Origin of the sequence: Paenibacillus glucanolyticus (assembly GCF_037333485.1) — a bacterium.
Lineage (GTDB): Bacteria > Bacillota > Bacilli > Paenibacillales > Paenibacillaceae > Paenibacillus_AQ > Paenibacillus_AQ glucanolyticus.
In genome coordinates this window covers 3951382-3972908 of record NZ_CP147845.1, presented here as the reverse complement: position 1 = coordinate 3972908, position 21527 = coordinate 3951382, and the positions used below count along the sequence as shown (strand labels likewise).

Annotated in this window: 22 protein-coding genes; 15 read left to right on the top strand and 7 right to left on the bottom strand. The window is 48.3% G+C overall.

The genetic code is table 11. The features are described from left to right. Positions 1 to 16 precede the first annotated feature (16 nt). Positions 17 to 646 carry a hypothetical protein gene (locus WDY75_RS18605; RefSeq protein ID WP_228029922.1) on the top strand — a complete coding sequence of 210 codons (630 nt, stop codon included), beginning with the start codon at positions 17 to 19 and terminating at the stop codon, positions 644 to 646. 80 nt (positions 647 to 726) lie between these two features. On the opposite strand, the gene WDY75_RS18600 is transcribed toward WDY75_RS18605, so the two are convergent. The 4 genes from WDY75_RS18600 to WDY75_RS18585 form a co-directional block, all read right to left on the bottom strand. After that, the gene (locus WDY75_RS18600; RefSeq protein ID WP_006209776.1) at positions 727 to 1545 is read right to left on the bottom strand and encodes a DUF4367 domain-containing protein; all 819 of its coding nucleotides are present in this window, start codon (positions 1543 to 1545) and stop codon (positions 727 to 729) included. Continuing rightward, positions 1523 to 2113 (bottom strand): RNA polymerase sigma factor, encoded by a 591-nt coding sequence (locus WDY75_RS18595; RefSeq protein ID WP_006209779.1) that lies wholly within the window; start codon positions 2111 to 2113, stop codon positions 1523 to 1525. The genes WDY75_RS18600 and WDY75_RS18595 overlap by 23 nt, the downstream gene beginning before the upstream one ends. 373 nt (positions 2114 to 2486) lie before the next feature. Continuing rightward, entirely contained in the window at positions 2487 to 3716 is a 1230-nt protein-coding gene (locus WDY75_RS18590; RefSeq protein ID WP_063479289.1) for an aminopeptidase, read from the bottom strand. A 166-nt stretch (positions 3717 to 3882) separates the two neighbouring features. Further along, positions 3883 to 5115, bottom strand: a complete 1233-nt coding sequence (locus WDY75_RS18585) for an aminopeptidase (RefSeq protein ID WP_006209781.1) — start codon at positions 5113 to 5115, stop codon at positions 3883 to 3885. A gap of 143 nt (positions 5116 to 5258) precedes the next feature. Between WDY75_RS18585 and WDY75_RS18580 the strand changes: the two genes are divergently transcribed. Then, positions 5259 to 5534, top strand: coding sequence for a hypothetical protein (locus tag WDY75_RS18580; RefSeq protein ID WP_063479290.1), 276 nt, complete (start codon positions 5259 to 5261; stop codon positions 5532 to 5534). 123 nt (positions 5535 to 5657) lie between these two features. Here WDY75_RS18580 and WDY75_RS18575 read toward each other — a convergent pair whose 3' ends face one another. Beyond that, complete coding sequence (locus WDY75_RS18575; protein WP_036638141.1) at positions 5658 to 7010, bottom strand: TrkH family potassium uptake protein; 1353 nt, start codon at positions 7008 to 7010, stop codon at positions 5658 to 5660. A 79-nt stretch (positions 7011 to 7089) separates the two neighbouring features. Here WDY75_RS18575 and WDY75_RS18570 point away from each other — a divergent pair, with 79 nt between their 5' ends. The 7 genes from WDY75_RS18570 (at position 7090) to WDY75_RS18540 (ending at position 12829) form a co-directional block, all read left to right on the top strand. Next, the gene (locus WDY75_RS18570; RefSeq protein ID WP_063479291.1) at positions 7090 to 8007 is read left to right on the top strand and encodes a DMT family transporter; all 918 of its coding nucleotides are present in this window, start codon (positions 7090 to 7092) and stop codon (positions 8005 to 8007) included. Positions 8008 to 8125: 118 nt separating this feature from the next. After that, a complete protein-coding gene (locus WDY75_RS18565; protein WP_063479292.1) occupies positions 8126 to 9262 on the top strand; it encodes a zinc-dependent alcohol dehydrogenase in 1137 nt (378 codons plus the stop codon). Positions 9263 to 9426: 164 nt separating this feature from the next. After that, positions 9427 to 10152 (top strand): AzlC family ABC transporter permease, encoded by a 726-nt coding sequence (locus tag WDY75_RS18560; protein ID WP_006209785.1) that lies wholly within the window; start codon positions 9427 to 9429, stop codon positions 10150 to 10152. Then, positions 10143 to 10469, top strand: coding sequence for an AzlD domain-containing protein (locus WDY75_RS18555; protein ID WP_063479293.1), 327 nt, complete (start codon positions 10143 to 10145; stop codon positions 10467 to 10469). The genes WDY75_RS18560 and WDY75_RS18555 overlap by 10 nt, the downstream gene beginning before the upstream one ends. A 224-nt stretch (positions 10470 to 10693) precedes the next feature. Beyond that, the gene (locus tag WDY75_RS18550) at positions 10694 to 11407 is read left to right on the top strand and encodes a glycosyltransferase family 2 protein (RefSeq protein ID WP_006209787.1); all 714 of its coding nucleotides are present in this window, start codon (positions 10694 to 10696) and stop codon (positions 11405 to 11407) included. 11 nt (positions 11408 to 11418) lie between these two features. Beyond that, entirely contained in the window at positions 11419 to 12648 is a 1230-nt protein-coding gene (locus tag WDY75_RS18545; protein WP_063479294.1) for a glycosyltransferase family 4 protein, read from the top strand. A 16-nt stretch (positions 12649 to 12664) separates the two neighbouring features. Continuing rightward, complete coding sequence (locus tag WDY75_RS18540) at positions 12665 to 12829, top strand: hypothetical protein (protein WP_160163988.1); 165 nt, start codon at positions 12665 to 12667, stop codon at positions 12827 to 12829. Between the two features lie 94 nt (positions 12830 to 12923). Here the strand turns inward: WDY75_RS18540 and WDY75_RS18535 are convergent, their stop codons facing one another. Then, the gene (locus WDY75_RS18535; RefSeq protein WP_063479295.1) at positions 12924 to 13550 is read right to left on the bottom strand and encodes a DUF1796 family putative cysteine peptidase; all 627 of its coding nucleotides are present in this window, start codon (positions 13548 to 13550) and stop codon (positions 12924 to 12926) included. 192 nt (positions 13551 to 13742) lie between these two features. Between WDY75_RS18535 and WDY75_RS18530 the strand changes: the two genes are divergently transcribed. Together WDY75_RS18530 and WDY75_RS18525 are read left to right on the top strand one after the other, a co-directional pair. Next, on the top strand, positions 13743 to 14078 hold the full coding sequence (locus WDY75_RS18530; protein ID WP_063479296.1) for a hypothetical protein: 336 nt from the start codon (positions 13743 to 13745) through the stop codon (positions 14076 to 14078). 16 nt (positions 14079 to 14094) lie between these two features. Beyond that, a complete protein-coding gene (locus WDY75_RS18525) occupies positions 14095 to 15162 on the top strand; it encodes a glycosyltransferase family 4 protein (protein ID WP_063479297.1) in 1068 nt (355 codons plus the stop codon). 106 nt (positions 15163 to 15268) lie between these two features. Here the strand turns inward: WDY75_RS18525 and WDY75_RS18520 are convergent, their stop codons facing one another. Next, positions 15269 to 16186: an NAD-dependent epimerase/dehydratase family protein gene (locus WDY75_RS18520; protein WP_063479298.1), complete on the bottom strand. Its 918-nt coding sequence runs from the start codon at positions 16184 to 16186 to the stop codon at positions 15269 to 15271. Between the two features lie 177 nt (positions 16187 to 16363). On the opposite strand from WDY75_RS18520, the gene WDY75_RS18515 reads away from it, so the two are divergent. The 4 genes from WDY75_RS18515 to WDY75_RS18500 all read left to right on the top strand — a co-directional run bounded on the left by WDY75_RS18515 (position 16364) and on the right by WDY75_RS18500 (position 21526). After that, positions 16364 to 18289 (top strand): LTA synthase family protein, encoded by a 1926-nt coding sequence (locus WDY75_RS18515; RefSeq protein ID WP_063479299.1) that lies wholly within the window; start codon positions 16364 to 16366, stop codon positions 18287 to 18289. Positions 18290 to 18490: 201 nt separating this feature from the next. Beyond that, positions 18491 to 19486: a biotin synthase BioB gene (gene bioB, locus WDY75_RS18510; RefSeq protein ID WP_063479300.1), complete on the top strand. Its 996-nt coding sequence runs from the start codon at positions 18491 to 18493 to the stop codon at positions 19484 to 19486. Positions 19487 to 19603: 117 nt separating this feature from the next. Further along, the gene (locus tag WDY75_RS18505; RefSeq protein WP_036638162.1) at positions 19604 to 19993 is read left to right on the top strand and encodes a rhodanese-like domain-containing protein; all 390 of its coding nucleotides are present in this window, start codon (positions 19604 to 19606) and stop codon (positions 19991 to 19993) included. A gap of 282 nt (positions 19994 to 20275) precedes the next feature. Next, complete coding sequence (locus WDY75_RS18500; RefSeq protein ID WP_036638163.1) at positions 20276 to 21526, top strand: DHH family phosphoesterase; 1251 nt, start codon at positions 20276 to 20278, stop codon at positions 21524 to 21526. Position 21527: the final 1 nt, after the last annotated feature.

Below are 21527 nucleotides of genomic sequence, written 5' to 3'. Positions count from 1 at the left end.
GAAGCAACGACAAAATATGTCGTTGCTTCTTTTTATTTGCAGAAAAGTTTCAAAAATTATATCAAACCGTGAAGAATTAGATACTTTTGTGCTGACATCACGTGTTAAAATATGGATGTTCCTAATAATTAGAAAGAAAGGTGATGTTATGTCAAAAGTACGCAGTTCTAAACGTATGGCTTCAACTCTTGCAGTCAGTGTTCTATTAAGCTTATCTCTGGCGGGAGGGGCTTACGCGGATTCCGCTACTGACATTGCACCAGGTGCCTTAACTACACCGCCACCAGTAGAAATGAATCTGAATTCTTCTTTTAACCTCTTAGCCAACAAGTACCTGATTAACTATTATTCTACAATTAGCAAGGTAAATAGTACCCAGGTAAGCCTTAACGGATTTACAGGAGCAGGACAAGCTGTAGATACAATTGGTATTAATTTTGTCCTACAGAGATGGACCGGGTCGGCTTGGATAGATACTGGAAGTGCTTATGAAAACGGTTCAAACAAAACTTCCCTCAGCGGTATTAAAAACTTCAGTGTTCAGACAGGTTATTATTACCGGGGCAAGACGATTCACTGGATTAATGAGAATGGTACATATGAAGAAGCGACTTATTATACGAATTCTATATTAGCAGAGCAATAATTCCGGTATATAAAACTATATAAAACAAAGAAGCGCACTTTTCTGAAGTGCGCTTCTTTAGTTTATCTGTGCATTTTGTTTCAATGTATGCTGTTTGCTATCTTAATTAATTCATCTCTTGAGAATAATCCGCTGATATTTACCAATATCTTGTCATTGTCATGCAAAAAACGGAGATTCGTTTCAGTCAGGTAGGCCACAGCTCCCGATTTCAGTGTCAGTGTCTCTGTCACTTTCCCTCCAAGGCCGATGGATCTTTCGGACGACATGTCAATGAGATCAATGTAAAATACCTTTTCATCTGTATTTTTGTAATGAAGATGCAGATCCAAGAGCGGCGCGGTCTCACTTTCCGCGATTCCTGTTGCCTCATAGAACTCAAAGCCTTTCGGGATATACCCAATTTGAGGTATCTTGAATAATACACGCTTTTGTGACTCAATGAGGGATTCATCAGAATCAGCAAATGGAATATCCTCAGTTTCGACCAATTCGGCTGGTGGTACTGGATCAGCGTTATTTGGTATAGGTGTTGCATCCGGTGGCGGGGCAGTAAGAGCTTTGCTTGGATCGACGGGCTCTTTCTTACCGAATATCTGGCCCGTTATGCCGTTGCCCCAATCCACGATTTGTTGGTAAATGGGCGACACGGCTTGTGTAACTGTTGGTTGAGAGAATATTAAAGCTCCAATTAACATGGATGCAGCAACGATACCGGAAAACTGTAATCTGCGTCGTTGTTGTTTTCGTTTGTTTAACTTCTCGACTTGTAATTTGACTTGCTGCCAAGATTGACGTTTCGATTCGTTGTCAGTGGGGAGTGAGGAACATGAAGCTGCACGATCAAAGGCTTCGTCAAAGGCCTCATCAAACCAATCATCGTATTTTTCGTTGCTCATCCAATTCACCCCACTCTCTATACAGCATTTTCTTTACGGACTCTCTCGCTCGGAACAAGCGCTGCTTGACGATCTCTTCGCGTGTATTCAGCAGCTCGGCGATTTCCCTGTACGTCAGACTGTGCTTCCACCGATATTCAATCAATAACCTGTATTCAGGCTTGAGTTTGTCGAGGTACTGCTCAATGGATTCCTCCAGCATATTCGACTCCACCTGGTGTTCCACGTTCGCGGAGGAGACCGCTACGTCCTCTTCATTAATAAAAACACTATCAACATCCACTTGGTTACGGTATTTTTTATTTTTTCTTAAATAATTCATGGTTGAGTTTTTAGCGACGACGCGCAGCCATCCCCGCATCTTGCTTTCCATTTCGAAGTTAGGCTTGCTTGTAATCACTTTTATAAAGGACTCCTGAATGATATCCTCAACAGCAGCATGATCCCGTACGACATACAATATTTGTCCATATACGAGATCATAAAATTCATAGTAAATTTCTTCCTGAATAGGTTCGCTCAAATCAGCGAAATCTGCTGCAAGGAGGAGCTGTAATCGGTTGGACACGCGATATTCCCCTCTCTGGTGTAACCATCCTATTTCTCTCATCATTTTACAACATATCAGATAAAAAAGCCCTACAATTTCAAATAACAGCAGACTCTGGTGATTGATGTTGGAGAAGTATGTAACGACGTATTCCTCAGGAATTGGACTCTTAAACAAATCGTCATTCTCGAGTAGGTTTGGGATATCTCAAGAGTGCGCCCATCTCTTCATGATATGTTCGGTAATCTAAGGATATTAATCGAAATAGGATGCATCATTGCATGGAGGAGAAGCGTGTCGGCAGATAAAAATAACTGGAAAAACAGGACGCCCTCTGCTGGAGGACGTCCTGTAAGATCGAGTGAGGTATTTGAATGATGGCTAGTGCGGCTTACGCCCAGTTGCCATCGATGAATACAGGCTCTTCGGTGCCATCATGCGTGATTCCTGTGATGTTCAGCTCCTTGGAGCCCATCATGAAATCCACATGGGTAATGCTGGTGTTCAGTCCGCTGGCTTGCAGTTGATCAGACGTCATGGTTTTGCCGCCCTCGAGGTTGAAGGCGTATGCACTGCCGATAGCCAGGTGGCAGGAGGCATTCTCATCAAACAGCGTATTGTAATACAGGATACCGCTTTCCGAAATCGGGGAACGGTAGGGAACAAGGGCCACTTCGCCAAGATAATGGGAGCCCTCATCCATGGAGACGAGACGCGATAACGTATCTTCACCTTGCTCGGCAGAAAAATCGACAATGCGACCGTTCTCGAACGTAATCGAGAAATTGTCTATAATATTTCCTCCATAACTCAAAGGCTTTGTGCTGCGAACCGTGCCATTCACGCCGGTTTTAAGAGGAGCCGTGAACACTTCCTCCGTTGGAATGTTGGCAACGAAGCGTTCCCCTTGCTCATTATGGCTGCCCGCTTGGGTCCAAATATGGCCTTCTGGCAGTTCAATCGTGAGGTCCGTTCCAGGTGAGGTAAAGCGAAGCTTATGATATTTCTTGGCATTAAGCTCGTCGGATTTCTGCTGGAGCGTATCAATATGCGCCTCCCACGCGCTGATGGGGTCATCCAGATCTGCGCGTACCGCATGAAAGATCGCATCCCACATTTTGTCCACCTGCAGCTCCTTCGGAACATCAGGGAACACCTTGGCCGCCCAATCCGGAGAAGCAAAGGCAACGCCTGTCCAGCTCATTTTATCGGCTTGCTGATATTGACGGTACTTCGACATCGCAGCGCCATATGTACGTTGATGGTTGGAGATACGTTCAGGATCAATTCCGCTGAGCAGATCAGGGTTCGAGGAGAGGACCGTCAAGAATGCGGCTCCTTGCTCAGCGAGCTCCGTTACTTCCTCCGCGTAGTATTTCGGCGGTTCCAGAAATGCGTCATCCGGAGCCAACTCGTAACGTATTCGGCTGACGATCTCATCGCTATAGTTGACTTTCACTTGTTTGGCACCGATTTCATAGGCCTTCTTTACGATGAGGCGCACAAGCGGCGCAGCATCGATCATGGCGTTAACGACAAGAGTTTGCCCCGGCTGCACATTGGCACCGACTTTGACAGCGAGCTCGGCGTAACGCTCCAATTTTTGTTCAAAGCTTGACATACAAGGACCTCCATTCCTTTTATACTACCTTTAAGTAGCTTCATGCGCTTTCTTGATTATCGCACAATTTTTCCGTTTGTAAATCAACCTCAGGTCAATTAAAGGCAGGAAAAGTTTAAGAAAAGCAGCTACTTCGCATGAAATAGCTGCTTTGATCACGATATTCTTAAAATGCCCAGTTTCCTTTAAGGAATACCGGTTCTTCCTTACCCTCTGCCGTAACTCCGTAAATATCCATTTCGCCGGAGCCGATCATGAAGTCCACATGCGTCACGCTGGTATTGAGACCGCTTTGAATTAATTGCTCCTGATTCATCTCTTTACCTCCCTCTATGCAGAAGGCATAGGCACTGCCAAGCGCAAGGTGGTTGGAAGCATTCTCGTCAAACAACGTATTGTAATACAGAATGTTGGATTCGGAGATCGGAGATTGATGCGGCACAAGCGCCACCTCACCAAGATAGCGGGCACCATCATCCATGTTCAGGAGACGCTCAAGGGTCTCGTACCCTTGCTCTGCTGTGAAGCTGACTACTTTACCGGCTTCAAACGTAAGAGAGAAGTTGTCCACGATATTGCCGGCGTAACTCAAAGGCTTCGTGCTGTGGACGGTACCGTTAACCCCCGTTTTGAGCGGTGCAGTAAACACTTCTTCTGTTGGCATATTAGCCACAAACGAATGGCCGCGTTCGTTGATGCTGTCACCCTGCGCCCAGATATGGCCTTCAGGCAGTTCAATGGTAAGGTCCGTTCCTGGCGCAATGTAGTGGAGCTTCTTGTATTTCTTGGCGTTCAGCACGGAAGATTTCGCTTCAAGCACCTCAAGATGCTGGTTCCAAGCCTCAACCGGATTATCCTGATCCACGCGCACCGTGTGGAAAATCGCATCCCACAGCTTGCTGACCTGCTCCGATTCCGGTGCATCGGGAAATACCTTGGCAGCCCATGGCGCCGAAGGCACTGCAATCAGGCACCAGCTGAACTTGTCAGACTGCTGATAGGCGCGATATTGCTTCAGCGCTTCTCCGCGGGCCTTGTAGAAGTTTCCGATGCGTTCGGAATCAATGCCGCTGAGCAGATCCGGATTCTCCGCAAGGACGTGGAGGATAGCTGCACCGTTCTCCACCAATTCAGTCATTTCCCCGGCATACCACTTTGGTGCTTCCGTAAACACATCATCCGCTGCTTTTTCGAATTGAAGTCTGGTGACAGTTTCATCAGTCCATAGAATTTTCACCAGGCGGGCACCTGCTTCATAGGCCTTCTTGGCGATCAAGCGAGTGAACTCGGCAGTGTCAACAGGGGCATGAACCACCAAGGTTTGTCCTTCCTGTATGTTAACTCCAACCTTTACAGCCAACTCGGCATATTTGTCCAAGGATGTATTGAAATCGGACATTTGGAACCCTCCAATGAAATTTATTCTTTTCCACCATATTATACTAGATCAAGTTGCATAAGAAAAACAATAATCAGCGGCAATTAAAAGTGATATACTGAGTGTTGTGAGTTGTTCACAACGAAACGAAGGAGAGTGGAAACGTGTCACAAGTCCGAATCGAGCGTGCGGATATGAAACGGGATGAGAGCAATCAATTCGTGGGGTATACCGTATTTTCTATAGATAGACATGCAGCATCGTACGAGATTACATTCCTGAGCAAGAACGGCCGGGACTGGGATTACAGCCTGAATTTCGCAGGCGAGCCGGGAATCGAGGAGCAGTTTATGCAGCTTGATGAGCGGATCGAAACCGATGACGAGTTGTTTGATGATTTGCTGGATGCTGCGATCGATGCCAGCGAGTTCGGAGAATAAGAGCCGGTTCAATCGGATACTACTCAACATGAGATGAAAATGAAACAAACCGTGCACTCCCGGCAGATGAGGGAGCGTACGGTTTGTTTATATGTGCCGGCAAGAAGAGGGAATGCACACGGTTTAGCCGATCGTAATCCGGCCCTCCGGGTGACGGTACAGTTCTTTGTTGCTTTTGCGGCTAAGTGCGTAAGCCAGCGTAAGCGGACCGAGACGGCCCAGGAACATCAGCAAGGCGATAGTGATCTTGCCAATCGGCGACAATTCGGTTGTGAGACCCATGGATAAGCCGGCTGTTCCGAAGGCGGAGACGGCTTCGAACAGAATTCTTAGGAATTCACCCGATTCCGTTACGGACAGGAACATGGAAGCCCCCACCAACAGCAGCAATGACAGTATCGTTAGCGTTATGGAGCGGTAGACCAGGGATTGCGAGATTCTGTTACGGTAGAGAACAACATCGCGTTTTCCCTGGATCATGGTAACCACTGCACCAATCAGGACCGCGAAGGTCGTCACCTTGATCCCGCCTCCTGTGGATCCAGGCGCAGCCCCGATGAACATCAGGAGGATCATAAAGAACTGTGACGACTGCTCCAGACTCGCGATGTCCAGGGTGCTGACGCCGCCGGAACGCGGGGTAATCGATTGGAAGATGGAGGCCATAATCTTGACCGGGTACGAGAGCGGGCCTAATGTCTTGGGATTGCTGTGCTCCAATAGAAAGATCATGACAGCTCCAATGACGATTAGCAGAGAGGTCACCGTCAGAACAACCTTGGAGTGAAGCGATATTTTTTTGGTTTTCGGGTACTCGATAAGATCAAAGATAACAATGAAGCCGATTCCCCCAAGGAAAATCAAGACAGCAATGATAATATTGACATAAGGATCCTCTACATAAGTGGCAAACCCGGAGAATGGCCCATGGATTTGGCCAAACAGATCAAAGCCAGCATTGTTGAATATGGATATGCTTTGGAATGTGCCAAAGTAAGCTGCATCCGAGAGCGGCATGATGGCAGAGAACCTGAATGTCAGCAGCAGAGCGCCTATGCCCTCTATAATCAGCGTATATACGAGGACTCTTCGAATGAGGTCCACAATGCCTTGAATTTGGTATTGTCCCATCGCTTCCTGAAGAATGATGCGTTCCCGCAGCGAGATTCTGCGATTGAACATCAATGCAATCCAGGTGGCAGAGGTCATAAAGCCTAATCCGCCCAGCTGAACCAGCATGAGCATGACAATTTGTCCAAAAACGGACCAATGGGTTCCCGTATCCACAACGGTTAATCCGGTCACGCTGATGGCGGAAACCGCTGTGAAGAGCGCATCAATCAGTGGTGTGGAGGTCCCGTCAGCTGTGGCGATGGGAAGCTTTAGCAGGATCGTCCCCACCAGCGTGATCGATGCAAAGCCGATCGCCAGAAACTTGGGCGGGGTCATTTGATTGCGCAGGTCTTTCTTTTTCATGCTAATTTTCCTTTTCCGAAAGTTTTAATTTTAAAATCATTTCTCTAATATAACACGAAAGGTGAATCATTTAACCATCATGAATTCAGAGAAACCGCCTATACCCGTATTTATTCCTTTATTTATCGGCATTATTGCGATATCTTTCTCATCCATTTTTGTGAAATGGTCCAGTAGTCCGGTCTCTGTTCAAGCCATGTACAGACTCGTTATTACTGTTCTGATCATGCTGCCGTTTGCGGGAAAATATCTGCCCGCTGCCAAGTCATTGAAGCGCTCTGAAGTGCTGCTGCTGATCCTGTCAGGAGCCATGCTGGCATTGCACTTTTTGTTATGGATGGGCTCTTTAACATGGACAAGCGTTGCAAGCTCTACCATCATCCTGGCTCTGCAGCCCGTATTCGTGATGATTGGTGCCTACTTCTGGTTTAAGGAAAAAACATCACTCGCCGCAATCGGCGGCATGGCAATCGCGTTCCTTGGGGTGTTCCTGCTCATTGGCAGCAGCGGACTCAGCGGGAGTGCGGGGCATTTGACCGGTGATGTGATGTCTTTGCTGGGAACGGCAGCTGTTGCTGCACATATGCTGCTTGGGCAATTACTGCTCAGACGGCTTCCGTCCTTTCTGTACAGCTGGCTTGTTTTTGTGGTAGCTGCTGTAATTCTGGCTGTCTATAACGTGGGCATGCATATTCCGCTGGCAGGGTATTCGGCGCGTGAGTGGGGAATATTTGCTCTATTGGCAGTCGTGCCGACCGTATTCGGTCATCTGTTGTTTAATTGGCTTATGAAATATGCCTCGGCCTCAACCGTATCGATGAGCGTTCTGGGTGAGCCTGTGGGGGCGAGTTTGCTCGCTTTCCTTCTGTTGAATGAATCGATGAGCACCCTGCAGGCAGGAGGGGGTGCCCTTGTACTGTTAGGGCTCGTGTTCTTCCTGAAGGTCGGAAAACCGAAAAAGGGGGCTGTGGAGGTACAACCCGAAGGGCTCGGATAGAGCTAGATTAATTTTTTCTATGGCCGAGTAGTTAGCCCGCAATTAGCGCACACTGAACATATCAATCACCCCAAATCCTGTAAGAAATGGATTTTGGATTGTAAAGGAGCATATGTGCGTGAAAGCAGTCACCTATCAAGGCAGACATCGTATCAAAGTGAAAGAGATGAAGGATCCGGCCCTGCACCGCAGCGACGATATACTGATCCGAGTCACAACGACAGCTATCTGCGGTTCTGATCTGCATTTATATAACGGTGAGATGAAGCAGCTTCATGATGATTACATTATCGGCCATGAGCCCATGGGAGTTGTGGTGGAAGCTGGCCCCGAGGTAAACAGAGTCAAGGTTGGGGACCGTGTCATTATTCCCTTTATCATCTCTTGCGGCAAATGCTTGTTCTGCCAGAATCAGATGGAGAGCCAGTGCGACTATGCTAATGATGCCAAGGATACCGGAGGTTTTTTTGGATATAGTGATGCATACGGCGGTTTCCAGGGAGCCCAGGCGGAACTGATGCGTGTTCCATACGGAAATTTTATGCCCTTTATTATTCCGGAGGATGCCGATATGGAGGATGAAAAATTGCTCATGCTCTCCGATGCGCTTCCAACAGCCATCTGGAGTGTAGAGAACGGGGGAGTCAAGCCTGGCGACACGGTGGTTGTTCTAGGCTGCGGTCCGATCGGGCTGTTAACGCAGAAGTTTGCCTGGTTAAAGGGAGCGAAACGGGTCATTGCAATCGATCATGTAGATTACAGGCTGGCGCATGCAAAACGAACTAACCAGGTGGAAACCTATAATTTCGAAAAAATACCCGAAATTGAAGAATATATTAGAGAAATCACACATGGTGGAGCCGATGTTGTCATTGATTGTGTGGGGCTGGATGCCAAAAGAACCCCTATCGAAATGCTGGGCAGCATGCTCAGGCTGCAGGGCGGCTCTCTGGGAGCTTTCAACATGGCCGTCAGGATGGTTCGCAAGTTCGGGACGATCCAGCTGACCGGCGTATATGGGCTTGTCTATAATGCATTTCCGCTCGGCGAGCTGTTCGAAAGGAATATTACGTTAAAAATGGGACTGGCGCCCGTCATTCATTATATGCCCAAGCTGTATCAAATGCTGAAGGAGGGGACGGTCGATCCTTCGGATATCATCACGCACCGGTTTCCGATGGAGAAGGCTGCCCATGGCTATGATATCTTCAATGAGCGGAAGGATGGCTGTATTAAAATCATTTTGAAGCCTTGACCGCTTGAAAATTCAATCATCACATTGTGCGTTCCGGAAGATTTGTTGCACTTCCGGGGCGCTTTTTTTATGGATAAATGGCATATTTGGCGTTGACAAGGAAGGAGGATGTATTCATAGTAATTAAAAGTAGAATCGGAGAGTAAGAGAGGAATCGGACCAAGATGGACACCAAGTCAGAACAGCTTCCTTCGCATATGGAGGGAAATTCGTATCTTCAAGGCTTTAAGGATTGTATTCCTACCCTGCTAGGCTATTTGAGCATAGGCTTTGCTGCAGGTGTAGTTGAGCGGACTGCAGGCTTCAGCCTGCTCGAAATCGCGTTAATCTCGCTCCTGCTCTATGCCGGCTCCGGTCAATTTATCGCGGCAGGAATGCTGGCGGCAGCAAGCCCGGTGATCTCGATCATCATCACGATTTTCTTCGTGAATGCCAGGCATCTGCTGTTAAGCGCAGCGATCGCCCCGTACTTTAAAGGTCTCTCCACCGGAAAGAGTTTCTTTATCGGCTCCCTGCTGACTGACGAGACATTCGGTGTTGCTGCCGCCAAGGCGACCGAGCAGAAAAGACTGGGTTATCAATGGATGGTGGGCTTAAATATTACAGCCTATCTGTTCTGGTGTGCGGCTAACGTTGCAGGGGGGCTCGTCGGCGAGTGGATACCGGACCCGGAGCAGTTTGGTCTGGATTTTGCTTTGCCGGGTATGTTTATCGGGCTGCTGGCACTGCAATGGCTCAGCCGCAAAAAATATAAATTGGACTTCATGGTCGTTATCATTGCGGTCATTGCAGTAGTGGCCTTCAGCACGATGATGCCGGGAAGCGCAGCAGTCATTGCCGCTATTCTGGTTGCGGCTACAGCGGGGATGGTGATGGAACGATGGAAATGAGATGGCATATTGCAGCTCTGATTATTGGCTGTGCGGTGGTTACCCTTATTCCAAGAGTTCTGCCGCTTATGATTCTCAGCAAGCTGCGGATTCCGGATATGATGATAAGATGGCTGGATCATGTGCCAATCGCGGTCATGGGCGCCCTGTTGGCCCAGGAACTGCTCGTATCGGACGGGCGTGTCGACCCTGCCGGTCACTTGCTTGAGCTGATTGCGGCTGTTCCCGCCTTCCTTACAGCTTTTCTAACGAAAAGTCTGTTTGCTACGGTCATTGTGGGTATTCTGACTTTGATTGGGCTGCGCATATTGATTTGAATTAAGTGAAGCATGGTTTATAAGCTGTTCTCTCTAGCCAATCGGCGGGGGGCAGCTTATTTTGGTTGTCAAATTTCCCTGCTTCATGTGCCGTCTGCCTGTTATTTGGTCAAATGTCAGGGGACAGGGGTCCGTGCGGAATGCGTAAACAATGCATATGGTGTACTAACCCATGATGTGTATTGAGATCACATATCAAGATAGGCAGAAGGAGGAGACAGGGGATGATGCCGACGGTTACGATAGTCATACCTTTCTATAACTGCCAGTATATACAGCAAGCTTTGGAAAGTGCGGTACAACAAACGTACCCTGCTGTGGAAATCATTGTGGTGGATGATGGGTCAACGCAATATTCCAATCTGATCGCACCCTATAAGAACAGAATCTACTATATGGGCAAGAGTAATGGCGGTACAGCCAGCGCATTGAATCATGCCATTTTGCATGCTTCGGGCCAATATATCGCCTGGCTCAGTTCAGACGATCGTTTTGTTCCTCAGAAGATTGAAAGACAGATGGCGTTTATGCTGAGCAGGGGTCTCGACATCAGTTTCACTGGTTTCTCAGTCATTAATGAGCACAATCGGGTGACAAGACCGTACGAAGGGATTCCAATGGCGAACAATGCGGATTTGGCCCGTCAACTGGTCTATTCCAATCCGATTAATGGATGCACTGTTATTATGAAGAAAGACTGGCTTCACAGGGTAGGGCTGTTCAATGCGCAGCTTCCCTACACACATGATTACGATCTCTGGATTCGGCTGTTGATGAACGGGGCTTCGTTCGGATTTCTGCCAGATATGCTTACGATGTACCGTGTGCATTCCCAGATGGGCACCATTCGGCATAAAGCAACGATTGCCCGGGAATATGAGATGGTAAAAAATAATTATCGTCACGTACTTGAGCACTTGGCTCAGCATGGCGGTTAATGGGGGATACCATGAAAATACTGCTAGCAACTCACTGGTTAATCCCTCATGTCGGCGGAGTATGGAACTTCATGGAGCAGCTCAAGAACCGTTTGGAACAATTAGGTCATGAAGTGGATCTGCTCGGTAACAGTCCGGATTACAAAAAAATCCATATTGTCAATCGGGGGAAGGAACTGGCCAAGGAAGCATTGCTTCCTATGCTGGAGTCAAAGCTTAACTCGCAAACGGCTCCGGGATTGAATCAGCATTATGCAATCCGCCATTACGAGCTTGAGCGTTATTGCATGGAGCTGGCTGCTGCTTATTTCGGGCTGCAGCAGTACGATATTATCCATACGCAGGATAGCTTCTCGACACGTTCCTTGGGCCGGGTGAAACCGGGGCGGACACCGCTCGTATCCCACGTACATGGCTCTGTGGCGCGAGAAATGATGGATCACTTCCGCAACAACCCCTCGAAAGGTGTCGATGAAAGAAGCCCGGCGTGGCGCTATTTTCCTGCGCTTGAATATCATGCTGCCATGTCTTCGGATCTGACCATTGCAGCCAACCATTGGTCCAAAAATATTCTCATGACCGATTGCGGTGTACCTGACCATCGAATTACGGTGTTTCAGTATGGGCTCGATGCTGCGGCCTTTCAAGCAAAATATAATGCCGGAACACCACTCCGGCGGCCGCTGGGCAAGAAGGTGATTATCTGTCCTGCCCGATTGGTATACGTGAAGGGGGTCCATGTCCTGCTCGATTCCCTGGCCGTTCTGAAGCAGATGCGAAGCGATTGGGTTTGCTGGATCGTCGGGGATGGCGGTATGCGGGGGCAACTGGAGGAGCAGACGGTAAGAGCCTCACTTCAGCATGACGTGTTTTTTCTTGGCGAGCACAACAATGTCCCCGGCTTACTGGCGCAAGCGGATATTTTTGCACACACTTGCATTCAGGATAACCAGCCCTTCTCGGTCATGGAAGCACAAATGGCAGGTCTGCCAAGCGTTGTATCCACGGCAGGAGGGTTGCCGGAAATGGTGACTCACGGTTACACAGGTTTGATCGCACCGGTTGGGGATGCGGTAAGTACGGCAAAACAGCTGAGTCTGCTGTTGGAGCGGGAGGATTACCGAAAATTTCTTGGTCAGAATGCGAAGGCATTCGCTCAAGATCATTGGTCCATGGATCTGATGGTCCAAAGGACGCTGAACGTATATTACGGTGCTATAGCTCAGAAATCATCTGTATGAAAAAGGGGGGGAGCCCATGAATCAGCAAGCATTTTCCGTGATGAGCGATTTGTACAACCGAATTTTTGTCAACCAGATCTCAAATCCGGAGATTCTGGTCGACTATGTGGTATGGAATCGGATTCTTCAATCGCTGCCGAAAGATTACAAGCTGCCCGATGAGCCCGTAACGTACATTTAAATCCTGATGTAAAATGGCAGGCCAAGGGATTATCTTGGCCTGCCATTTCGCTGTACTTGAGCTGCCTCGACATCCATATCGAAGTTTCGTTCATTTAGGTCAAATACATGCCTTGGAACAAATAGGTCCAGCGATAACGGTTGCTGATCCAGATATCAATGTCCGGCATTTTCACAGCACACACATGCTCTATGTTCCAGTCCGCCATTTCGATCTCTTTCACGGGCTCATGATTGACAGCAAGCACATGAAAAGGCCCGACACAGATCTGCTGCAGGGAATCTACCAGCTCCTTGATATCTTCATAGCTGGAATCGGTCCGAATAAAGAGGATTCGCCCTCCGCTTTCCAGTGTCTGCAGAAATCTGGCGATCCTCCGGTCATATTTTACCTTGATCTCAGGATAAGCTGCCAGATGGGGAGGGAAGTTGTTAACCACGTAAAAATCATGATTCAGATATAGATCGTACTCTCGATCCCATACATTGTACAGCTCATCATTGGCCTGGCTAACCGTGTGGAGGTTCGGATAAATCAGCATGCCTTGAAACCGGTTGCGAAGCATCCTTGAAATTTGGGGCAGCACCGGGGTGCCCATCCAATCGATTGGCCCGGCAAATTTGCGCAGCCCGTGTTCTCTTAGCTCAATGCCCGGCAAACAATTATTTCCCAGACTGAATATGGCATGATAGGGTCCCTTGATATCCTGCAGGCTCAACATCTATTGTCACCGTCCCTTTCTTTCGGATCACTTCCACATACTATTAAATGCGAATCCGTAAGAAGCGGCTTGGACCGTGGAGTCAAGAAATACACAATTGGATGATCGTCACTATGGATATGCCCTTACCTGATCAGAAGTAGTTACATAACCTGATATTAATGATGCTGCAATTGCCTGGGAGGGAATGATATGTCCATCTATCGTTTAGATGCAGTGGAGTACGGCCATATTGATGCGCGATATATACAGTCCGTGGATCTCACGATAACCAATGCAGGGGCAGAAGAATTTGATGTCCTTATTCACGGATATCACCTATACGGGGTCTATTATGTTGGCCTCGTTCATGTCGGGGCAGGTTCGACGGTCTTTGTGCCCAATATCACGAACCATAATACCGCATTCAGCCTGCTGCTCGTGACCAACATTAACTACACTCACTCCACGCTGGTTACCGTCCATGCCAAGAACCAGGGACAGCTTGTAGCCGTCTACTCAAATTCTGATTTTCAAGCCATCGAATAATGGGGAGGGGTACGACATGAAGGTGCTGTTCGTCTACTACGTGCCAAGCGGGGGCGTTGAAACATTAAACAGACAGCGATGCCGTGCACTTCGACTTGCCGGGATCGAGGCGCATTGTCTGTATTATGCCTGGGGATCCGGCATGCAGAATGCCGCTGATTTCCCGATCTATGTAACCCGCAATGATATTGAAATCAAGCATATTCTGGATTCCAACGGCTTTGACGTCATTGTCGTGACAACAGATCATGCGAGCTTCCCGCGGCTTCGAATGCTGGGCTTCAAAGGGAAATTCGTGCTGGAAATCCAGGGTTATGGACCTAAGAGTGTTGCGCATGCGCAGCTTACACAGGCAGCGCCGTACGTCAACGAGCATGCCGCTGCGCTGCTGAATCCCAACACCCCTCATATTGCTGCGTTATTCCAGGAGCTGTATCCGCATAAGCCGCAGTTTAATTTCAACAATTGCTTTGACAGCCAGGAGTTCACGTACAGACCCTATCCAAGGTCTGCAAGCCCAATTATGGCATGGCTAGGGCGGATTGAGGATAACAAGAACTGGCGCGAATTTCTTCATATCGGTCATCAGCTTAAACAGCATGTACCGGATCTGCAAATGTGGATGTTCGAGGATATTCAACTCAGTCAGCCGCTAGAGCGTGAACAGTTTCTTGCACTCATTGAAGAGCTGGATCTGTCGGAGCGGTTAACTCTTCGATCCAACGTACCGCATGCAGAGATGCCCTACTATTATTCCGTCATTGGCGATTCCGGCGGATTCCTATGCTGCACCTCGAAGGTGGAAGGCGCGCCGTATTCGGTTCTTGAAGCGATGAGCTGCCGCTGTCCGGTGCTGACAACCGATTCGGATGGGGTATCGACATCGGTGTTTCACAATTCGACAGGCAAGTTCTATGTGCTGGGAGATATTCAGCATGCTGTTGCCGAAGCGCTGGTGCTAATGAATGATCGTTCCCTGCGCGAACAGATTCGAAGTCATGCCAAGGGACACGTCGAACAGAATTTCAACCCGCATAGCTATGCGATCCATTTTGCGGGTCTGCTTCAATCGATTGGCATGTGATCCTTCAAGCCGCATGCGCCAAAAATGCACGAAAAACAGCCTAATTGCCCCTGCTTGCAAGGGAATAAGGCTGTTTTTCGTATGAATGCAAAAGTCGCTTGCTGCCCTAGGATGTACGCAGCCAGTGACGGTAGGTTTCTGCAATCCCTTGTTCCAGACTATATAACGGATTCCACGCCAAGAGCTCCCGGGTCCTGTCGTTGTTCAGGCAGCTGTGCAGAATGTCCCCGTTCTTTGCAGGCATATAATTTACATCGATAGGATCAGGATGCAGCCTGCCGATGACATCGACAAGCGTGTTGATGGTACGGCCGCTGCCAGTGCTTACATGGAGCACATGCTGATCGCCTTGATGGATGGAAGCGAGATTGGCTTCCACGACATCTTTTACATAAATGAAATCCCGGGTTTGCTCACCGTCGCCATAGATCTGAAGGGGAATGCCTTGGCGAAGACGATTTCCAAATACCGCCACTACGCCGCCTTCACCCTTAGCGGTCTGGCCTGGACCGTAGACATTCCCAAACCGAAGGATGGTGTACTTCAGTCCGAAGAATTGGTGATAGAGACGAATATACTGTTCGCCTGTAATCTTCGATTGTGCGTAGAACGAGATGGGCGAGACCGGATCATCCTCTGTCAGTTGAGGTTTCTCCAAATCCCCGTATACGCCTGAAGTTGAAGCAAATACAATTTTACGTACGCCTGCCTTACGGCAAGCTTCAAGTATGTTTATGGTGCCCATGATATTGGCACCCGCATCCAGCGGAGGCTCTTTGATCGATCGCTGTACATCGGCCTGGGCCGCCAGATGAAATACGACGTCCGGTTTAAGCACGGAGATATACGCTGTTGTCTGCTGACTGTTCACGTCGGCCACATGCAAAATTGCCTCGCTATGAAGGCGACCTGGGTCTCCGGTTGTCAGATTATCAATAACATGGACCTCATAGCCTTGGTTCACGAGTCCATTCACCAGATGAGAGCCGATAAAGCCCGCTCCGCCGGTCACAACCATCTTCATGGATTATACCCTCCAGCCTTTTGATTGGGATGCTTTATCCTACGTGACACTGGGGATTCATGCATTGGACAATTGACGGGGGTAGCCGAGGAATGGGCGGATTAGATTGGCGTTTACATTCCTGTTATAATGAAAGCTGTCAATTAACATTACATTTACAAAAAGAGGGAATGCAGCATGGAACGTAGCCTTGAGCAAAGGTTGAAGTTAAGTACACTCGTGTTTATAACGCTCTTATTGAAGCTGATCCTGCTAAGGGTATTTCTATTTAACGGGGTTGCCTGGGGGAAGGTGCTTACCGATGCGCTGTCAGTGCTGGCACTGATCAGCTTAGTGGAGCTGATTCTGCCGTTAAGAGGCAAGAAAACGGTATACATCGTCCTGAATGTGGTCCTGTCTTTCATGATGTTTGCTTCCGCTGTTTACAACGTTCACTTCGGTTCCATACCAACGTATACCGCGCTCGCGGGCATTGGTCAGGTGAACCAGGTAAGAGCCAGCATAACAGCGCTGCTTGAGCCGGAGCACTTTCTGTTCTTTCTGGATTTGGTCGTGCTCTTGATTATATGGGCGGTCAAAAAAGTCCGTTCACGTGCAAGAAGAGGACTGCATTTCGGTGGAGAACGTTCTTACTCGGCATTATATGCTTCGCGGGGACTAGGTATGAAATGGCGACTTTCAATGGTCGCTGTCCTTATCATAGCGGTCGTGTTGTCCGGATTCATCATTCGAAAGGAATGGGGAATCGAGAATGAAATCGTTCGAGCAGAGCAAATGGGATTCATGAATTACCAGGTGTCCGCTGTTGTGCGGAACTCACAGGAGAATCGCGCGCTGGCGGAAGGGAACTTGCAGGATACTATACTGAGAGCCCAGCAGCTGCAAGCGACCTATCCATACGTTAAGCAGGTGAAGGACAAGCCGGATTATTTCGGTGCGGCCAAGGGTAAAAATCTGATCATCGTTCAGATGGAGTCTCTTCAGAACTTCCCGATTGGTCAATCTCTGAACGGGCAAGAGCTGACGCCGGTAATGAATCAGCTTGCCGATAGCGGCTTTTATTTCCCGCATGTCTTTCAGCAGATTGGACAAGGCAATACATCAGACGCCGAATTTGCAGTGAATACTTCGATTTATCCGACGGGTACGACGGCGATGTCTACCGGGTTCGGGAACAAGGAGCTGCCGGGACTGCCAAGGACCCTGAACGAGCATGGGTATGATACCGGCACTTTTCATGTGAATGACGTAAAGTTCTGGGATCGAAGCAAAATGTATCCGGCACTTGATTTTCAGCATTACTATGACAAGCCCTATTTCACGAATGATTATTATAATGAATTCGGGCCTTCGGATGAAGAGTTGTTCCGAGTAGGGGTCGAGAAGCTGCTGGAGAATGAGCAGCAGAACAAGCCGACCTATGCCCACTACATTACGGTGTCGAATCATTCCCCATACAACGTCAAGGATGAATTCGCGAAGATGACGCTGCCTGCAGAGCTGGAAGGAACTCATCTGGGCAATTACCTGAAGTCGGTGAACTACTCCGATTATGCGCTGGGAACGCTGGTTGACCGTCTGCAGCAAAATGGAGTGTGGGATGACACCGTGCTGGTTGTGTATGGGGATCACTTCGGTATCAATCCGGCTGAAGCGGATGCCAATCTCATTTCTTCAACGCTGGGTATTCCTTACCATGAGCGGGTCAGCCGGTTTAACATCCCGCTTATCATGCATGTTCCCGGCATGGATGAAGGTCAGGTCATAGATCAGGTCGGCGGACAAGTCGATATTCTGCCAACCGTGGCGAACCTGCTGGGCATATCGCTTGATCAAGAGGGCTTTACAGCTTTCGGGCAGGACTTGCTGAATGTAGATCGTAACGTGATTGGCATGCGTTACTATTTGCCAACGGGATCTTTCTTCAACAATGAGATCCTGTTTGTACCCGGGGATGGATTTGAGGATGGAACGGCGGTTTCTTTGAAAACGCTGGAGCCGGTTGCGGATATTACGCCTTACCGCAGCGATTATGATTATATTCTCCAATTAATGAAGCTGTCTGATGAGTATGTGAAGATGCTGCCTAAGCGGGCACCCTGATACGAATCAGAATGGATAACGAGGTAGAGGATTGTTTCATCAGCCCTGTGACGGGGCTGGCGAAGCAGTCCTTTTTTTACATGAGGAGAGGCTTCCATCTTGATTGTTGTGTTCCGGGATCTGTGATATTATTACTCATATTGTTAACCTATAATTAATAATTTTTGGTTGACAATGAAAACGGAGAGGGGACCTAATCATATGATTACTCAAATTCATCGTGATTGGCTGAAATTATCAGATCAAGTTATACAAGGGTACGAAGTAACTCCGGAGGAAGCACGGGCTATTCTGCAGAGCGAGGATCAGGAACTGTTGTCTGTTATGCAGGCTGCGTATCGCATCCGGCGGGAGTATTATGGCAATAAGGTTAAGCTGAATATGATTGTGAATGCCAAATCCGGTCTGTGCCCTGAAGATTGCGGGTACTGCTCCCAGTCCATCGTATCAGAAGCACCGATTGAAAAGTACGCATGGCTTACCAAAGAAAAGATTCTTGAAGGTGCCCGTGAATCGATTCGCCGAAAGGCCGGAACCTATTGCATCGTTGCTTCTGGGCGCCGCCCTTCCAACCGGGAGATTGAGCATGTCATTGAAGCGGTGAAGGAGATTACGCAGACGACCAGTCTGAAAGTCTGCTGCTGCCTGGGCTTTTTGAATGAGGTGCATGCTCAGAAGCTTGCGGATGCCGGGGTGCATCGATATAACCATAATCTGAATACTTCTAAAGATAACTATGAACATATTACAACCACGCATACATATGATGATCGACTGGACACGGTGAGGCAGGCAAGCACTTCCGGCATGTCCCCATGCTCCGGAGCCATTTTTGGAATGGGAGAGAGCCTGGAAGAACGGGTGGAAATTGCGTTTGCTCTAAAATCGGTCGGGGCGGATTCCATTCCGTGCAATTTTCTGAACGCAATCGACGGAACTCCCCTTGAAGGACGCAAGGAACTGACACCCATGATGTGTTTGAAGATTCTGGCTATGATGAGATTTGTTAATCCGACGAAGGAGATCCGGATCGCGGGCGGGCGCGAGGTCAATCTGCGCTCCTTGCAGCCGCTCGGTCTTTATGCAGCGAATTCCATATTCATTGGTGATTATTTGACGACAGAAGGGCAGGCTCATACGGCAGACTGGGGATTGATTGAAGACTTGGGTTTTGAAATAGAAGAGTGTGCATTGTAATCATGTATTGACTTTTATTCAGACAGCACATACTATATACCCGTGGGGGTAAGATTTTGTTTGGTTCACCCACCATGCATCAAGATGATGCACATGACTTTGATGGGGGAATGCTACGTGCTGATCGCATTAGCCGTCTTTATGGTTTTCCTATTCGTTCTATACTACCGGAGGTATGTACCTATAACAGGCTTGCGGTTCATGAAGTGCAGCGATCTTCGTCTTGCACAAAAGGAATGCCCTGAACTCAAATTGCTCGATGTTCGCGATGTGTCCGAGTTTATGGCAAATCCGTGGAAAGAGACCATTAACATCTCCCTTGGAAGACTGTCTTATGTTTGGGATCAGGAACTTAAACCAGATGATTCCGTAGTCATCGTAACACCGAAGCGCTCAGCTGGCTTTCTGGCGGCGCGCAAGCTCAAGAAGGCGGGTTTCACTTCAATATTCTATTTGCAGGAGGATTGCACGGCTTGCAATTCCCTGCAACGCGCCTCCATGAACTGAAAAAAATCCGATCGGCAGACCTCTTGCTGATCGGATTTTTTGTTATGCTGCGTAAGGAAAAGAGCATGAGGTTATGGCATCCAAAGGACCAAGACCTGTTCAACAGGCATAATCTCTTCTATATTCAAGAAGAAGTGGTGCTCTGTCCACTTCTTCTTTTTTTGTCCAATTCTGATGGTTCAGAACAGCAGCAGGGGGATAAAACGGAAGATTTTAGGGAATCGTAGGGGTGAAAAGGTATGTACCGCTTGTCCATTCCACCTTCTAGGGAGGAAATCACCTATGTATCATCTGTACAGCCATAATGATCTGGATGGCATCGGCTGCGGCATCATAGCCAAATGCGCCTTCGGCGAAGGAATTGATGTCCGATATAACACCATTCACGGATTGAATCAGCAAGTCGCAAGGTATTTAAACCGGACCTCCGTTCAGGAGCATCCGTACGACGTGCTGTTTATTACGGATTTATCGGTTGCTCCCGACATCGAGAAGGAATTAAACGTGTTTGTGGAAGAAGGAGGACAGGTTCAGCTTATCGATCACCATAAAACTGCCCTTCATTTGAATGATTACATATGGGGACAGGTGGTTGTGACGCATCGAGACGGCAGAGCGGCCTCGGCAACCTCATTATTTTATGAATATTTGATTGAGCATGGACATCTGAGCAGGAGCGAAGGGATGGATCAATTCGTGGAGCTTGTCCGGCTCTATGATACATGGGAATGGGAAGAACATCAGAAGATTCAGGCGAAACGGTTGAATGATCTGTTCTATATGCTGGCCGTTGATGAGTTTGAGAGCAAGATGATCCAGCGTCTTCGTGAATCGGAGGGCTTTTTCTTCGATGAATTTGAAGAGAAAATTCTGGACATGGAAGAGGATAAAATCGAGCGTTATATCCGCCGCAAGCAGCGTGAAATTATTCAAACCTTCGTTGATGAATACTGCGTAGGTATCGTATACGCCGAGTCCTATCATTCTGAGCTTGCCAGTGAGCTGGGATCCGTCTATCCTCATCTTGATTATATCGCCATATTGAATATGGGCGGGAGGAAAATGAGCCTGCGGACGATTCATGATCATGTGGATGTATCCGAAATTGCAATTCGGTACGGCGGCGGAGGTCATGCTAAAGCATCGGGATGCACAATAACGGAGGAAGTATATCAGCTGTTTGCGGCCGATCCGTTTGAACTTGAACCGATCCGTTTAGATGCCTCACGGAATCAGTTCAACATTAAAGGTACCGAGTCCGGTGTTCTGTACGAAAGCTGGGGCGAGGATATGCTGTTTGTATATGCCCGCGCAGGAGAATGGGTGGTGGAGTGGAACGGCGATCCGCTGCCGTTTACATTCCGTTCGTTTGACGAGGCAGAGCGGCACATGAAGCGCCAGTATGGTGTCTGGCTATCCCGGGACGATGTGTTTGTGAAGATGCTGAAAGAACAATGGATGCGGAACCGTTCCCATGAACGTCCTGGTTTGCCGCCGGATTTGGATGAAGAGAAGTTAATGGAAGATATGTGAC

Coding starts and splice junctions, on each gene's coding strand:
- WDY75_RS18605 (WP_228029922.1), top strand. CDS start 17: ATGTCGTTGCTTCTTTTTATTTGCAGAAAAGTTTCAAAAATTATATCA.
- WDY75_RS18600 (WP_006209776.1), bottom strand. CDS start 1,545: ATGAGCAACGAAAAATACGATGATTGGTTTGATGAGGCCTTTGACGAA.
- WDY75_RS18590 (WP_063479289.1), bottom strand. CDS start 3,716: ATGTCAAGCTTTGAACAAAAATTGGAGCGTTACGCCGAGCTCGCTGTC.
- WDY75_RS18585 (WP_006209781.1), bottom strand. CDS start 5,115: ATGTCCGATTTCAATACATCCTTGGACAAATATGCCGAGTTGGCTGTA.
- WDY75_RS18575 (WP_036638141.1), bottom strand. CDS start 7,010: ATGAAAAAGAAAGACCTGCGCAATCAAATGACCCCGCCCAAGTTTCTG.
- WDY75_RS18570 (WP_063479291.1), top strand. CDS start 7,090: ATGAATTCAGAGAAACCGCCTATACCCGTATTTATTCCTTTATTTATC.
- WDY75_RS18560 (WP_006209785.1), top strand. CDS start 9,427: ATGGACACCAAGTCAGAACAGCTTCCTTCGCATATGGAGGGAAATTCG.
- WDY75_RS18555 (WP_063479293.1), top strand. CDS start 10,143: ATGGAAATGAGATGGCATATTGCAGCTCTGATTATTGGCTGTGCGGTG.
- WDY75_RS18550 (WP_006209787.1), top strand. CDS start 10,694: ATGATGCCGACGGTTACGATAGTCATACCTTTCTATAACTGCCAGTAT.
- WDY75_RS18545 (WP_063479294.1), top strand. CDS start 11,419: ATGAAAATACTGCTAGCAACTCACTGGTTAATCCCTCATGTCGGCGGA.
- WDY75_RS18540 (WP_160163988.1), top strand. CDS start 12,665: ATGAATCAGCAAGCATTTTCCGTGATGAGCGATTTGTACAACCGAATT.
- WDY75_RS18535 (WP_063479295.1), bottom strand. CDS start 13,550: ATGTTGAGCCTGCAGGATATCAAGGGACCCTATCATGCCATATTCAGT.
- WDY75_RS18530 (WP_063479296.1), top strand. CDS start 13,743: ATGTCCATCTATCGTTTAGATGCAGTGGAGTACGGCCATATTGATGCG.
- WDY75_RS18525 (WP_063479297.1), top strand. CDS start 14,095: ATGAAGGTGCTGTTCGTCTACTACGTGCCAAGCGGGGGCGTTGAAACA.
- WDY75_RS18520 (WP_063479298.1), bottom strand. CDS start 16,186: ATGAAGATGGTTGTGACCGGCGGAGCGGGCTTTATCGGCTCTCATCTG.
- WDY75_RS18515 (WP_063479299.1), top strand. CDS start 16,364: ATGGAACGTAGCCTTGAGCAAAGGTTGAAGTTAAGTACACTCGTGTTT.
- bioB (WP_063479300.1), top strand. CDS start 18,491: ATGATTACTCAAATTCATCGTGATTGGCTGAAATTATCAGATCAAGTT.
- WDY75_RS18500 (WP_036638163.1), top strand. CDS start 20,276: ATGTATCATCTGTACAGCCATAATGATCTGGATGGCATCGGCTGCGGC.